This is a genomic window from Methylobacterium sp. J-026 (assembly GCF_022829585.1).
In the GTDB taxonomy this organism is placed as follows: domain Bacteria; phylum Pseudomonadota; class Alphaproteobacteria; order Rhizobiales; family Beijerinckiaceae; genus Methylobacterium.
Genome location: NZ_JAKSYC010000141.1, coordinates 1 through 14428, shown reverse-complemented (window position 1 = coordinate 14428; position 14428 = coordinate 1). Strand labels below are relative to the sequence as shown.

Below are 14428 nucleotides of genomic sequence, written 5' to 3'. Positions count from 1 at the left end.
GCGCCGGTATAGGCGCACAGCCACGGCACCCAGCGGTAGATGGGATCGCGCTCAGCCGCTGCCGCTCCGAGAATCAGACTGGCCTCGGCGTCGCTGAACGGGATCTTCCCTTCCGACGCCTTGGCTTTGGTCGAGACGCCGACGCGGGTCGCCGCGTTGGCGGACAGCCTCTTGTTGTCGACGCCCCACTGCAGGATGGTTCGGACGGGGCCGAGCTTGCCGTTGCGGATCGTGGAGCCGGCGAGGCCCTGGTCGAGGAGTGCCTCCTTCCAGCGGACCAGATCCCCACCGCTGAGCAACGCAGCGTCGTCGTGGCCCAGGAAGGCAGCGAGTTCGTCGAGGACGCGCGGGAAGGTGTAACGCGTCTTCTCAGCGGGCTGGCGCTCCTTGATCCATCCGCTTGCCAGGTCGCGGAAGGTGACCGCCGGCCCGGACGGGACGGCCGCAGCCGTTGGCGAAGGCGACAGCGGGATTGGTCGATCGCTAACCGCAGCTGGATTTCCGTAGTCGCCCCGGGCGTAGCGCTGCAAGGTCTCGGCGCCGCGTTGCATCGCCATGGCGATCGCCTCGGCGAGCAGGAGCCGTCCGGCCTCGTCGACCTGAAGGCCCTGGGTTCCCAGGCAGGCGTCTGCCGTTGTCAGACACCATTCCTGCATAGGCCGGCGCTGCATGAACGTCAGATCGAATGTGAGCAGGGAGGTGTCCGAGCTCGACGGCGGGAGGGATGGGGCTGTGGATGCCCAGAGATCGGCGCCCAGTGTAGGATCCCAAAGCGTCTGCCGACGTGGGTTGTCGGCGTGCTGGTTCACGAGCCAGGTCTCGATCGGCGCGGCGATGGCGTGAGCCTCCCGCTCGCTCAGCGTCCCTGGTCCCTGCTGCAGGTTCGCCCACTGACGCTCCAACCGTGCGAGGGCCTCGGCATGGAGCCGCTTGGCCTCGACCGGATCGCGGGTGCCGAGGCTCTGCTTGATCTCCAGCTTGCCGACGAGCGGACGCAGGGCGTTCGGCACGCGCTTGCGCAGCCAGTAGATACCGTTGGGGGATTTGAAGGGGCGCGCCATGGCGAGGGGCATTGTGTACCACCCGTGTGTACCACAGGCAGCCCGAAAAGCCATTGCATGTCAGTAAGCTACGGGATCCACACCGCTTCTGGCGGTGGTGGCGGTGCACGCAGTCAGGCGCGAACCGGTCTCCAAGCTGCCTAAGCGATTTACAGGGAAAATACAGGGAAAACCGCCTGTTCCCGGGCCATCCAATGCTGGGCAGCGCCGATTTGGCGCCAAAAAAGGTAACCGCAGCATGCATTTGCGTTTTTCCCGCGTCCCGAAGGAACAGGGATTCGATCCCTTCAAAACAGTCGGACGCGTGTCCCAGAACAGCGGTTCAGACCACTCGGCCGCTCGGCCGTGAGACCCGACTATGCTTTTCCTCTGCCAGCCTTTTTTAGCCTACGAAGCCGCCACGCCTTGTCCTCCGGCGGCATTGATGCGTTCGAATTCGTAAGACGTTTCTGCACACGCTTCATGATCTCCAGTCTCTCACAGAGAGACCGTGCCTCCTCAGGCTCTAGTCCACTGCCTTCCAGAGTGCGTTCCAGCCGCTCAATCTCCGCCACTGTACCGTCTTCCATCAAAATAATAGCATCGATCTGATCCCAGATCTCTCGTTCTTCAGGTTCTCGCGGGCCGATGATATCGACGATACCGCGATCGAAATCGAAGCGCATGTCATCCGGGTGCGGGTAGATCTCCAGAAGTTCTGCGCCGGCCGCCTCGTGCCGCTCAATTTCGATGTAGGCCCTCTTCTGATATTCTACAGCCGCCTTGAGATTGGTGACGAGCTGCGCTGCCTTTTCTTTCTCGATCTCGCCGGCTTTATCAATTACGTACTTGATCGAACGGAAGTCGCCTTTCGCGGCCTTCGCTATGACTGCGCGCCAAATCGCCTGCAGCATCGTGATTACGATCGTCCGGCCACCGTCCGTCGCCCGGACCTCGCGGTAGACTTCCGCCAGTGCGGTCTCACGTGCGCGCTCGACCTCCCTGGCGGGCGACCTGTTGCGAGCGCCTTTGGGCCGACCCGCAGGGTTGCCCGACCGGCCCGGCTGGTACCGTGTCCTTACCGGCGGTCGACCGTAGCCAACCTTCTCCACTTGCATCGCCCCGTCCACATCCCCCGGCTGGGGCTGCGTCAGTGGAGTATCCCGGCCGTCCATGCTCAGCCCTCCCCGCCCACGGAGCTCGTGGCTCGCGCCTGGTCTTCTCGCGTTGTCGCAGAGCTCGCATCGTCACGCCTTGCGTCATCGTCCAAGTCGCCAACCGGTTCTCTCTCTCGAGCGAGCAGCACGGCGTCGTCCTTCGCGTGCACCTCCCAGCGCCGTAGGATGCGGTCGCAGTACACCGGGTCGAGTTCGATCAGCCGCGCCCGACGCCCTGTCTTGTGCGCCGCGATCAGGGTCGAGCCGCTGCCCCCGAACGGATCAAGCACCAAGCCACCCCGCGCCGAGACGTCTTTGATCGCATCCGCTACTAGCGCCACCGGCTTGACCGTCGGGTGCAGCTCGAGCTCTTCCATCCGACCCGCTTTGAAGCTGTTGGCACCCGCGTACTCCCAAACGTTGGTGCGGTTGCGCCCATGCTGCCCAAGCTCGAAGCTGTTTACGTGCGGTTCCGTCCCGCTTTTGAATGCAAACACCAACTCATGGCGCGAGCGGTAGAAAGTCCCCATGCCGCCGTTGGTCTTGACCCAGACGATGAGGTTCTTAAGCTCGCTGTAGGTATCGCTTCCGGCCTGCAGCATCTCGTCCATGTGCCGCCAGTCCATGCACACGAGGTGGATGGAGCCGTTTTGGCTATATTGGACGAGGTGGACGAAGGCAGTTCGCAGGAAATCGGTGAAGGCTTCCTCAGTCATCTCGCCCGAAGCCATGGCGAACTCCCGGTGCCGGATCGCGCCCGAGCCGCCGACGTGCCCCTGGATCGGCACGTTGTAGGGCGGGTCGGTGAACACCATCTGCGCGCGCTCGCCGGCCATCAGCCGGGCGTAGCTCGTCGCATCCAGCGCGCTGCCGCATAGGAGCCGGTGCGGACCAAGCGCCCAGAGGTCGCCCGGACGCACACGGTCCTCGTCCGTCCGCAGCGTGGGCAGCCTCTCGTCCCGGGGATCGCTGGCCTCCTCGGGCTGTAGCCCCTCGATAAGCAGGTCGGTCTCGGCGACTGTGAAGCCAGTGACGCCGACATCGAAGTCGAGGTCGAGCGTCATGAGATGCTGGAGTTCCAAGGCCAGCAGTTCGTCGTCCCAGGCGGCGTTGAGGGCGAGCTTGTTGTCTGCCAGCACGTAGGCGCGCTTCTGCTCCGGCGTCATGCTCGCTAAGCGAACGCACGGCACCTGTGCCATGCCGACGAGCTTGGCGGCCTCGATGCGGCCGTGGCCCGCCAGGATCGTGCCGACGTCGTCGACCAGGACTGGGCTGGTGAAGCCGAAGGCCTGGATGCTGTCGGCGATCTGCCGGATTTGCTTCCTCGAGTGTGAGCGCGCGTTCCTTGCGAACGGGCGCAGCTCGGCCACGGGCAGGTACGTGATGGCGAGTTCGGTCACGGCTGGGCCCTACCTCCACAAAACATAAACTGAAAGATGACTGCATCCCGTCGCTCGACAGGGCCGTGACGCAGCAAATCGACGTCACCCCCACTTCCGGTGGCCATTTTCTTTGCGTCCTGCCGCAGACAAATCTCTGTGTTGCAGGGCTATTTATTCACGCGATTCGATTTTTTGGAGGATTTATCATAAAAAATACGCTTGTCAAACGCCCCTGTCACGATGGGTATATTATACCCTTGAAATTTATTTTCGGATAAACTGGTGACGATAGACTGCCGTCCTGGGCCTGTAGTCCTGAGGTCTGGATTTCAGATCGAGACGAGGATGGGCGGGAGCAGAATACAGCACGAGCCCGTAGACGTGGTCGCCCAGTTAAGGCAGACGGCTTTGCCGATCTCGCAGATTTCGAGCGTAGGGGTGCCAGAGTACACGCTTTGGGATAAGCGACCCTGCGGCCTGGTCGTGTCCCCTGGCGTGGTGTGGCTCGCATAGAGCCACGACGATCACCGGCTTGGGCCGGGAGGATCCGGCTGCCAGGGTGGCTTGCCCTCTGAAAAGTGGCTCTTCGCCAAGTTTGGTGGATCAGGCTGCGAGGAGGAACCGTCGGCGGAGGAGATCGAGGTTGGCGCGGCCGTACATGGCGCGCTTCAGGAGCTAGAGACGCGTGATCTGCCCTTCAGCCTGTCCACTGCTCCAAGGAAGTGTCAGCGCGGACCGCACGGCATCTCCGTCCTGACCGATGCTGGCAGCGAAGTTCTCGACGATGCGGACGCCACTGGCCTGCCCCCATCCAGTGGCCCAGGTTTGAAGTTAGTGCATCGTCGGTCGCGTGACGATGGCAGGCCGAGCGGACGGCACTGAGCCGCTCGGTTCTGTTGGCCACATGACGACCTCCGGCGCAGGCGGGCAGTAGCCAAGTGACGAGTGCGGTCGGATGCTGTTGTAGTGCGTCCGCCATTGCTCGATCACGACGCTGGCTTCCTTGAGGGTGTAGAATACCTCGCCGTTGAGGAGTTCATCGCGCAGCTTCGCGTTGAAGCTCTCGCAATACCCGTTCTCCCACAGACTGCCAGGCTCGATGTAGGCGGTCTCTGAGCCGACTGCCGCGATCCAGTCACGGACAGATCGAGCGATGAACTCAGGTCCATTGTCCGAGCGGATATGGCCTGGCACGCCGCGCAGGCTGAATAGATCTGAGAGGACATCAATCACATCGTGCGCCTTCAGCTTACGAGATACGCGGATCGCCAGGCACTCACGGGTAAACTCGTCGAGGACATTCAGCATCCGGTACTTGCGACCGTTATGCGTCCGGTGCTCGACGAAGTCGTAGGACCAGACGTGGTCAGGCCGCTCCGGCCGCAGGCGCACGCACGAGCCGTCGTTAAGCCAGAGGCGTGCTCGCTTCGGCTGTCGGGCTGGAACCTTGAGCCCCTCCCGCCGCCAGATCCGTTCGACCCGCTTCACGTTGACCGTCCAGCCATCGCGACGCAGCATCGCCGTGATCCGACGGTACTCGTAGCGCCCGTACCGCAGAGCCAGTGCGACGATGGCGGCGGTCAGTGCGGCCTCGTCCTCGACCACCACGGCGCGCTTGCGCTGTGTCGAGCGGTGCTGACCGAGAACGCGGCAAGCGAACCGTTCCGACACGCCATGCTCGGTCACGACGTAATCGACACAAGCCCGGCGGCGAGCCGCGCTCAGAAGTTTCCCGAAGCCGCCTCCTTCAGGATGAGCTTCTCCAGCGTCAGGTCGGAGATCGCCCGGCGGAGGCGCTGGTTCTCAGTTTCCAGAGACTTCAGCCGCTTGACCTGATCTCCCTTCAAGCCGCCGTACTCGGATCGCCAACGATAGTACGTGACCTCCGTCACCTCGATCGATCGGATTGCTTCAGAGATCTTGCGGCCTTGCGAGACCAAGACATCAACTTGGCGCAGCTTGGCGACGATCTCTTCAGCCGTATGCTTCTTCCGACGCATCAGAACATCCTCCACATGGCGCGAAGCCATACCTCAGGGAGGACCACTTTTTAGGGGGCAGGCCAGCTGGCAATGAAGGTCGTCCTGCAAAGCTGGCCCCCGCTGTTCGGGCGGGGCTTGGCTGGCGTGGGCGGCGATGCTGCTCGCCGCCCTGGCGCGCCTGCGCGGCGAGCATCTCGCCGTGCCCCGCGGGGCTCGCGCCCGGCTGGCGATGGCCGCGTTCACCAACGTCTTCGCATGGATGGGCTTCTCGGCCCTGTGCCTGCGCTGGATCACCGTCGGCGAGGCGGCCCTGCTGGGCCACTCGATGCCGATCTGGGCCACCTTGTTCGCCTGGGCGCTCATCGGCAGTCGTCCGACGGTGTGGGGCTTCGTTGCGCTCGCGCTCGGTCTCTCCGGCATCGGCGTTCTGCTCGGCGCCGGCGGAGGGCCCCCCAGCGCCGAGACACTTCCCGGCATCGGCTTCGCGCTTGCCGCCGCGATGCTGTTCGCGTTGGGTGGCGTTCTCAACAGAGCCGCCTTGGCGATGCCCCCGTTCGCGCTGACCGCTTGGCAGGTCGGGCTCGGCTGCCTGCCGATGGTCGGGTTCGGCCTCGTCCTCGAACGGCCGGCGGTGACGTCGCTCAGCGGTGCGAGCGCTGTGGCGTTCGCCTACATGACCCTGATCCCGATGGCGGCCTGCTACCTGTCATGGTTCGCGGCCCTGCGTCGGCTGTCGCCCGTGGCAACGTCCACGTGCATGTTGCTGGTTCCCCTGATCGGCATACTCTCGGCAGCCCTGCTGCTCGGTGAACCCCTGGGTGTGCGCGAGATCGTGTCCATGGCGCTGACGCTCGGAGGTGTCGTCCTCGCTTTGGAGAAGTGATCGCCCCGAGCCATTATCGACTGCTGTCGATGAGATCGCGGCAATCGTTAAACCAGAATGGGCACGCAAAGCTGGTCCTGGTCAGCGCTTTCGAACGGCTGCTTCCAGCGGTGTCGTCGGCAACTCACAGACCGCGTTGCGTCGGTAGGAGTCCGTCCGCTTTTTCGGCCGGCCTCCTCCGAAGCAGTCCTTCCGCTTTCGGCCAGACCACGTCATGCCGGATGGCCTGAGCGCGCAAAACCGGACGATCGGCTGTGCGCCCATCCCGGTCATTCAAAGAGGTTTCGACGTATCCCGAAAGCAGACACGTAAGGTCGCACTCGGGCACCTCTTCACGGACAACTAAGCAGCTGCCGGATCTGGTCCGCGGCAACGTAGATTCGAATTCTATATTTGGCAGAGGTGTTTTCCGTAGTTACAACACATAGTTAGTTTTCCGCGTGCTCGGTTGAATTTATTCACAGCTCGTGCAAGTTCTCGAATTATGGTCTTTGAACCTGTTTGTAGCCAGCGATTTATGTTAATCTTTGGTCATTCAGCCGCCGACAGCTGGAGAGCTCCCCCACAGAGGCCAGTTCTTTTAGCCGGATGCGCGGTGCCATCTGCGGGACAGCGCGCTTCCTGTAGCACTGGGGCGGACGGCGATGGCGGCTGCAGAAGCGCTTACGCTGCGAGTGCTGGGTAATTCTTCGGCCTATTGTGCTCGAGCGACGAACGCAGCTTGACCGACTGCGGTGCTCTCCGCACGAAGGCTCTTCGAAACTTTTCGAGTTTGGGTAACTGCGTATGTGTTTTTCGCCAGAAGTCGATTTCATCGCGAGCGGAGTGATCAGCCTTATCGGTGTCGCGACGCTTGCCCATGTCCGGCAACCCCGCGCCGTCCTGTTTGCGGCAACGCCCATGTTCTTCGCCCTCCACCAATTCACGGAGGGATTCGTCTGGCTCGGTCTTGAGGGCCAAATCAGACAAGAAGCCCAAGGGCATCTCGTCTTCCTGTATATGCTCTACGCGCAGGGCATCCTGCCGCTCCTGATGCCGCTCGCCGTTCTCCTGATGGAGCCGCCTGGGCGTCGGCGTTGGATGATCGCGGGCTTAACGCTCCTCGGAGCGGGTCTCGCCGCCTTCGTGTTCCGTGGCCTTATCGTCTATCCGAGCACGGCCTGCATCGAACGACACTCGATCCACTACGACAATCCCGGCACCGCCCTGTCCGGGGTGGCAGTGACATACGTCCTGGCGACCTGTGGCGCACTGATCCTGTCGAGCCACAAGGTGGTGCGTTGGTTCGGATGGCTCAACTTCGTAGGTGTGATCGCGACCCTCATCGCCAAAGGTTATGCTTTCACGTCGGTCTGGTGCCTCTACGCTGCCATAGCCAGTATGATGTTGTTCTGGCAGTTTCGCGCCGGCCGCATCGACGTTTCGGAGCCGAACGCCTCACGCGTTGCGCGGGCCGCGGGGTGAGCGACCGCCCATGTCCCCACCTCCCCCTCCACCTGTCGCGCGCTGCGTGGGATCGCCCGGGCGAGCGCGACAATGTCGTGCGGACGTTCAGCTCGCATCTTGTGTCACAGCGCCTGTTCGCCAGGTGGGATTTCGAGCGATCATGGCACGCGACGGATCTGATCGAACCGCCCTATCGTCCATACCGTGCGAACGCCCAGTCGATTCGGGGGTTAACGACCGTCGAAGTGAAATCTTCACGTCAATCCATGGGCGATCAATGAACCGCGAGAGTAGAGCCGACCGACGTCCCACCGTGGTGATAACGGGGGCCAGCGCCGGAGTGGGGCGGGCGATCGCACATGAGTTCGCCCGGAATCGCTGGAACGTCTCGGTACTGGCACGGGGCGAGGCCGGATTGCGAGGAACGGTGCGCGATATCGAGCGCGCCGGAGGCCGGGCGCTGCCCCATCAGGTCGACGTCGCGGACGCCGACGCCGTCATGCGCGCGGCGGACGAGACCGTGACGGAGTTCGGTGGCATCGACGTCTGGATCAACGTCGCCATGGTGACGATCTACGCGCCCGTGCAGCAAACATCGCCGAAGGAGTACAGGCGGGCGACCGAGGTAACATATCTCGGTCAGGTTCACGGCACACTCGCGGCCCTGAAGCACATGCAAGCGCGCAACGCCGGATCCATCGTCTGCATTGGATCCGCCTTGGCGTACCGTTCGATCCCGTTGCAGTCGAGCTACTGTGCTGCCAAGGCCGCCGTACGCGGATTCATCGACAGTCTGCGCAGCGAATTGCTGCACGATGGCAGCCGGGTGCGGTTGACGATGGTGCAGCTGCCGGCGGTGAACACGCCTCAATTCGACTGGGCGCGCACGCGCATGCCGCGTCGGCTGGAGCCGGTGCCGCCGATTTACCAGCCGGAGGCGATCGCGCGCCACGTCTATCGAGCGGCGCACACCGCGCCCCGGGAACTCTGGATCGGTGTCCCGACCTGGAAGGCGATCATCGGCAACATGATCATTCCGGGCTGGATCGACGGATATCTCGCACGCCACGGCTATCGCGGTGAGATGACGAGCCAGGCCGCACTTGAAGGCCGACCGGACAACCTCTACGAGCCCGTCGATACCGATCCCGGCGCGCACGGACGTTTCGACGATCGAGCGGTCGCCACGGTGCCGGCCGCCGATCCGCGCTGGCTCAAGCTCGGCATCGCCACTGCGCTCGGCGCCGTGCTGCTCGGCACCTTATCGATCGCCAGGGCCACGGAAACGCCACGCCGGCTTCGGTAGACGGCATGGATGGCGCCTCGATCGTCTACATCATCCGCATGCGCAGGTTGAGCAGTACGACGAGGGTGCCGCCCACCATCAGACAGACGATGAGAGTGGAAAAGAGGATCAGTTGAAGATCGTCGCGGGCCGAGCGCTTCAAGTCGACGTGCAGGAAGAAGCGGAAGTGCACGATGGCCTGGAGCAGCGCCAGGGTGAAGACGATCCCGAGCGCCGTCGCTCCCGCCGCCCAGCGCCACGTAACGACGGCGAAGGCGGCCCCGGTCAGAAGCAGCGCCAGTCCGTAACCGACGCCATAGGTCATCAGGTCGTCCCGCCTGGAATGCTCCGCATCCTCGGTTCGAGCCTTGCCCGCGCCTGCCTGCCGCGGTTCCTGGTTCGCGAAGCCGGTCAGCGCGCGCGCGGTTCCGAGCAGGGCCGCAGCGCCGACGGCCTTCAGCAGGATGGCGCCCTTGGATCGGCCTCGCGCATTCATCCGAGTGTTCCCTGAAGATAGACCACGGAGAAGATCGCGATCCAGACGATGTCGAGAAAGTGCCAGAACAGGCCGAGCTTCAGCACGTCGAGCTTGACCCGAGGGTCCGTACCGTGGACCGCGATCTGAACGAGCATCACCGCGATCCAGAGGCAGCCCGCGGTGACGTGGAGGCCGTGCGTCGGGACGAGCGCAAAGAAGGCCGAGAGGAAGCCGCTACGATCCGGCGTGGCGCCATCGCGGAACATCGCCACAAAATCGTGGATCTCGAAGCCGAGGAAGGCGAGGCCGAGGGCGAGGGTGACGCACAGCCAGACGACGAGACCGGTCCGTGTCCGGTCATACTTCATCGCGATCGCCGAGAGCCCGAAGGTCAGGCTGCTGGTCAGCAGGATCAGCGTCTCGAGAAACGCGCTGCCGAGCTTGAACTCCGCCTCCGGTCCGGGAGCGCCGACGGTTGCCGACAGCTGCGTGCCATAGACCGCGAAGAGCAGGGCGAACAGCACCGCATCGCTCATCAGGAAGATCCAGAACCCGTAAAGGCCAAGCGCGGCCTCGCCCGGTTCGAGTTCGTCGGAGCCGGTGAGGTTCAGTCCGACATGCTTCAATTGCGGGCCACTCACGCCGTCACCTCCGGTGGGAAGGGTTCCGCGAGGCCGAGATTGGCCGAGCTCTCTTCCAGACGGCGCGGTATCGGCCGCGTCGCGGCCGCCAGGGCGAGCCAGCGGCGCTCAGTCGACTCGACCTCGGCGGCCCGGATCGTGCGGTGAGTGTCTCTCACGAAGCTGCGCGCGATCACCGCGAGCCAAGCGGTTGCGAACCCCAGAATCGTCAGCCACCAGATGTGCCAGACCAAGCCGAAGGCGCAGGCTGCGCCAGCACCCCCGACGATCGGGCCGACCCAGCTGTTCTTCGGGATCACGATGTCGGCGTAGCTGTCGGCAAATTTGTACGCATCCCCGCGCGCCTTGCGCCAGTAGAAGGCGTCGAGGTGATAAACCCGAGGGATCGTGGCGAAGTTGTACTCCGGCGGCGGTGCGGGGATCGACCATTCGAGGCCGCGCGCATCCCAAGGGTCGCCGACGGGAACGCGGTTGTGTTCGCGGTCGCGGATGCTCACCCAGAGCTGCACGAACAGCGTGGCGAGGGCGGCCAGCAGGATGAAGGCGCCCACGACGGCCACGATGAGCCAGGGTTCATAGTCCGGGTCGAACAGCGCCTGCGAGCGGCGCGCCATGCCGCCGAGCCCGAGTACGTAGAGCGGCATGAAGGCGAGGTAGAAGCCCACGACCCAGCACACGAACGAGATTTTACCCCACCCTTCCGAGAGCCGGAACCCGAACGCCTTCGGGAACCAATACTGATAGCCGGCAATCATGCCATAGAGCAGGCCGGGGATCAGCACGTTGTGGAAGTGGGCCACCAGGAAGACGGTGTTGTGCACGACGAAGTCGATCGGCGGGATGGCGAGCATGACGCCGGTGATGCCGCCGAGCACGAAGGTCATGATGAAGGCGACGGAAAACAGCATCGGCGGCGTGAAACGGAGTTCGCCGCGAAACATCGTCCAGATCCAGTCGTAGACCTTGACCCCGGTCGGCACGGCGATCGTCATGGTGGCGACGCCGAAAAAGGCGTTGACGTTGGCGCTCTGGCCCATCGTGAAGAAATGGTGGAGCCAGACCGTGAACGAGAGCACCCCGATCGCCATCGTGGCGATGACCAGCGACTTGTAACCGTAGAGCTCCTTGGACGAGAACGCCGAAATCACCTCCGAATACACCCCGAAAGCCGGCAGGATAAGAATGTAAACCTCCGGATGGCCGAATAGCCAGAAGAGGTTCACGTAGTTCATCATGTTGCCGCCGAGATCGTTGGTGAAGAAGTGAAAACCGAGATACCGATCGAGGGCGAGCAGGGCGGTCGCGAGCGTCAGCGGCGGCATCGCGAAGATCATCAGGATCGAGGTGCACAACGCGGTCCAGCAGAACAGCGGCATGCGCGTGAGATGCATCCCCGGGCACCGCTTCTTGTAGATTGTCGCGGCGAAGTTCAGCCCCGAGAGGGTCGTGCCGAGGGACGACAGCGTGATCGCCCAGATCCAGTAGTCGGGGCCGACGCCGGGTTGGAACGCCGTTTCCGTATAGGGGGGATAGCCGGACCAGCCACCGGTCGAAAACTCTCCGACGGCCAGAGAGATCATCACGAGGCCGGCGCCTCCCGCCGTCAGCATCAGGCTGATCGAGTTGAGGAGCGGAAAGGCGACGTCGCGCGCGCCGATCTGGAGCGGCACCACGTAGTTGATCAGGCCCGTTAGGAACGGCATCGCCATGAAGAAAATCATGATCGTGCCGTGCGTACTGAACAGCTGCGCGAAGTGCTCGGGAGCGACGATGCCGGGAGCGTTGACGGCGAGCGACTGCTGCGCCCGCATCAGAACCGCTTCGATCAGGGCACGGCTGAGCATGACCCCGGCGATGACGACGTACATGATGCCGATCTTTTTGTGGTCGAGACTGGTCAGCCAATCGAGGAACAGCGGTCGCCACCACCGCTTCCAAGTCAGCACCACGACGAGGGCCACGGCGCCGATCACCACCATCGCACCCGCGGCCGCGCCGATGATCTCGCTGAGATTCGGGTTCTCCCAGGCTCGGACGAAGGGAAACGCCTTCGCGTCTAGGCGGCCGAAAAGTGCGTATCGGATCGCTGCGTCGGTCATCGGTGTCCATGTCCGTGGGCGCCGTGCATGCCCGGGTCATTCATCGCGACGATTGCCTCGAACAGGCCAGAAGCGGTCGCGCCGAACTGAATCGGGTCGGCTTGGACGGACCGCGCCGACAGGGTCTTGAATGTGGCCAAGTCCAGGGTCTTGCCGCCTGCACGGGCCTGCGCGAGCCATGCCCGATAATCGTCCCCCGTCTCGGCCTCGACGGAAAATTTCTGATTTTGAAAACCCATTCCATTGAATTGCGTGTTCTCGCCGCGGAACTTTCCGGGTGCATGTGCAGCGAGGTTCTGCTGCGTGGTCATGCCCGCCATCGCGTAGATCTGGCCAGCCAGTTGCGGGACGAAGAACGACTGCATCACGGTGCCGCTGGTCAGGCTGAGATGGACGGGCCGGCCAGCGGGAATGACGAGCCGGTTGACGGTGGCAACGCCTTCGTCGGGGTATATGAACAACCACTTCCAATCGAGCGCGACCACCTGGACCTCGACCGGGGGATAGGGCGACGCGAGCGGCTTGTAGGGATCGAGACGGTGGGTGTCCCGCCAGAGGAACACGGCGAGAACGACCACGATGATCACCGGGGGAATCCAGATCAAACCTTCGAGCGGCCAGTTGAAGCCCCATTGCGGGCGGTAGGCGCTCTTCGTGTTGGAAAGGCGGTAGTGCCAGGCGAAGAGGGGGGTCAGTACCAGCACCGGCCCGACGACGAAGATCAGGATTATACAGACGAGCAGGAACAGGCTGCGCGTCTGATCGGCGACCGGCCCCGCTGCGCCGAGCATGCCGTGATCGAGAATGCCGCAGCCACCGAGCGGCAGCAGCGCGAACGCGACAAGAGACGACGCGAGACGGGAGGACGCCCTGCCGTGACGGTTCGGGCGCAGCGGCGCGCCTAAGGCCTCAGGCATCGCGGCGGTCCCCGCCGCGTGCCATCGCCCTGATCCGGTCGGCCGTGCGCAAGGCGATCGCCTGGATGGTGAGCGACGGGTTCACGCCGCCGGTCGTCGGGAAGACCGAGCCATCACAGACCCAGAGGTTGGGGATGTCCCAGGAACGGCAATCGCCGTTCACGACCGAGGTCTTGGAATCGTGACCCATCCGGGCGGTGCCGTAGAGGTGGTTGGTGTCGTCGCCCTGCTCCCAGATGTTGCGACCGCCCGCGGCGGCGAGGGCTTGGCCCATGAAATCGAGGCCGTGACGGTTCAGAGCCTTGTCGTTGTCGCACCAGGAATAGGTGATGCGCGGGATGGGCAGCCCGTACTGATCCGTCTCGTCGGAGAGGGTGACCCGGTTGCGCTCCTGGGCGAGGTATTCCGAGACGATCTTCAGCCCGGCGACGTGATTGTAGCGCTGCATCTCGGAGACCAGCGCCTCGCCCCAGAGGCCGTGCGCACCGGCCTGAGTGCTGCCCCAGAGCGTCGGAAGCGGCCCCTGGCTCATGTAACAGTAGCCGCCATGGAAATCCTTGCCCCGATCCTCGTAGTTCCAATGTTCGGTGACAGCGAGTGAGGGCGGCCCCTTGTAGCTGCGGATCTCTTCCTCGAAGTCGCCCCAGACGGCCTGGTTGCCCTGAACGATGAGGTTCTTGCCCACCAGACCGGAGGAGTTGGCGAGCCCGTCCGGAAACTCGCGGTTGGCCGACATCAGGAGCAGGCGCGGCGTCTCGATGGCGTAGCCCGCCACCACCACGTTCCTGGCGCGCTGGAAGCGCCAGCGCCCATCGCGAAAATAGTGCACCCCTGTGGCGCGCCCGTCCTTGGTCTCGATCCGCCCGACCATGGCGAGATCTCGGATCTCCGCACCGGCCGCCAGCGCCCGCGGCAGGTAGGTCACGAGGACGCTCTGCTTGGCGTTAGTGGAGCAGCCGACCGTGCAGAAGCCGCGGTAGACGCAAGGGGGGCTGTCGCCGCGCGGTGCCGAGACGGTGGCGAGCGGCGTCGGCGTCCAGTCGATGCCCATCGCCTCGGCCCCGCGGGCGAGCACCTTGGCGGCGGCGTTCAGCTCGTGGGCACGGTAGCGGTAGCGC

At 63.9% G+C, this 14428-nt stretch carries 12 protein-coding genes; 3 read left to right on the top strand and 9 right to left on the bottom strand.

From position 1 onward, the window contains the following. From MKK69_RS13640 to MKK69_RS13620, 4 genes are all read right to left on the bottom strand, one after another. A partial coding sequence (locus MKK69_RS13640) for a DUF6538 domain-containing protein (RefSeq protein ID WP_243968498.1) occupies nucleotides 1-1061 on the bottom strand: 1061 nt, incomplete at its 3' end. A gap of 356 nt (nucleotides 1062-1417) precedes the next feature. Next, nucleotides 1418-2215 carry a DUF5681 domain-containing protein gene (locus tag MKK69_RS13635; RefSeq protein ID WP_243968496.1) on the bottom strand — a complete coding sequence of 266 codons (798 nt, stop codon included), beginning with the start codon at nucleotides 2213-2215 and terminating at the stop codon, nucleotides 1418-1420. Between the two features lie 2 nt (nucleotides 2216-2217). Then, complete coding sequence (locus MKK69_RS13630) at nucleotides 2218-3597, bottom strand: site-specific DNA-methyltransferase (RefSeq protein WP_243968495.1); 1380 nt, start codon at nucleotides 3595-3597, stop codon at nucleotides 2218-2220. Between the two features lie 813 nt (nucleotides 3598-4410). Then, nucleotides 4411-5579, bottom strand: a protein-coding gene (locus MKK69_RS13620) for an IS3 family transposase (RefSeq protein ID WP_243968493.1) whose coding sequence is annotated in 2 segments (ribosomal slippage) — nucleotides 4411-5315 and nucleotides 5315-5579 — 1170 coding nt in all. Because the reading frame shifts where the segments join, the coding sequence is not laid out codon by codon here. Nucleotides 5580-5715: 136 nt separating this feature from the next. On the opposite strand from MKK69_RS13620, the gene MKK69_RS13615 reads away from it, so the two are divergent. The 3 genes from MKK69_RS13615 (at nucleotide 5716) to MKK69_RS13605 (ending at nucleotide 9196) form a co-directional block, all read left to right on the top strand. Next, a complete protein-coding gene (locus MKK69_RS13615) occupies nucleotides 5716-6444 on the top strand; it encodes a DMT family transporter (RefSeq protein WP_243968491.1) in 729 nt (242 codons plus the stop codon). Nucleotides 6445-7230: 786 nt separating this feature from the next. Further along, nucleotides 7231-7908: a DUF6629 family protein gene (locus MKK69_RS13610; RefSeq protein WP_279598371.1), complete on the top strand. Its 678-nt coding sequence runs from the start codon at nucleotides 7231-7233 to the stop codon at nucleotides 7906-7908. A gap of 259 nt (nucleotides 7909-8167) precedes the next feature. Further along, nucleotides 8168-9196 (top strand): SDR family oxidoreductase, encoded by a 1029-nt coding sequence (locus MKK69_RS13605; protein ID WP_243968487.1) that lies wholly within the window; start codon nucleotides 8168-8170, stop codon nucleotides 9194-9196. 25 nt (nucleotides 9197-9221) lie between these two features. Here the strand turns inward: MKK69_RS13605 and MKK69_RS13600 are convergent, their stop codons facing one another. The 5 genes from MKK69_RS13600 to MKK69_RS13580 all read right to left on the bottom strand — a co-directional run. Then, on the bottom strand, nucleotides 9222-9671 hold the full coding sequence (locus tag MKK69_RS13600; protein WP_243968485.1) for a cytochrome o ubiquinol/quinol oxidase subunit IV: 450 nt from the start codon (nucleotides 9669-9671) through the stop codon (nucleotides 9222-9224). Beyond that, nucleotides 9668-10294, bottom strand: a complete 627-nt coding sequence (locus MKK69_RS13595; RefSeq protein ID WP_243968483.1) for a cytochrome c oxidase subunit 3 — start codon at nucleotides 10292-10294, stop codon at nucleotides 9668-9670. The genes MKK69_RS13600 and MKK69_RS13595 overlap by 4 nt, the downstream gene beginning before the upstream one ends. Beyond that, complete coding sequence (locus MKK69_RS13590) at nucleotides 10291-12393, bottom strand: cbb3-type cytochrome c oxidase subunit I (RefSeq protein ID WP_243926750.1); 2103 nt, start codon at nucleotides 12391-12393, stop codon at nucleotides 10291-10293. Before MKK69_RS13590 ends, MKK69_RS13595 begins: the two co-directional genes overlap by 4 nt. Next, nucleotides 12390-13310, bottom strand: a complete 921-nt coding sequence (locus tag MKK69_RS13585) for a cytochrome ubiquinol oxidase subunit II (protein WP_243968481.1) — start codon at nucleotides 13308-13310, stop codon at nucleotides 12390-12392. Before MKK69_RS13585 ends, MKK69_RS13590 begins: the two co-directional genes overlap by 4 nt. Next, nucleotides 13303-14428 (bottom strand): GMC family oxidoreductase (locus MKK69_RS13580; RefSeq protein ID WP_243968479.1); only part of this gene is annotated, 1126 nt, incomplete at its 5' end. The genes MKK69_RS13580 and MKK69_RS13585, both read right to left, overlap by 8 nt.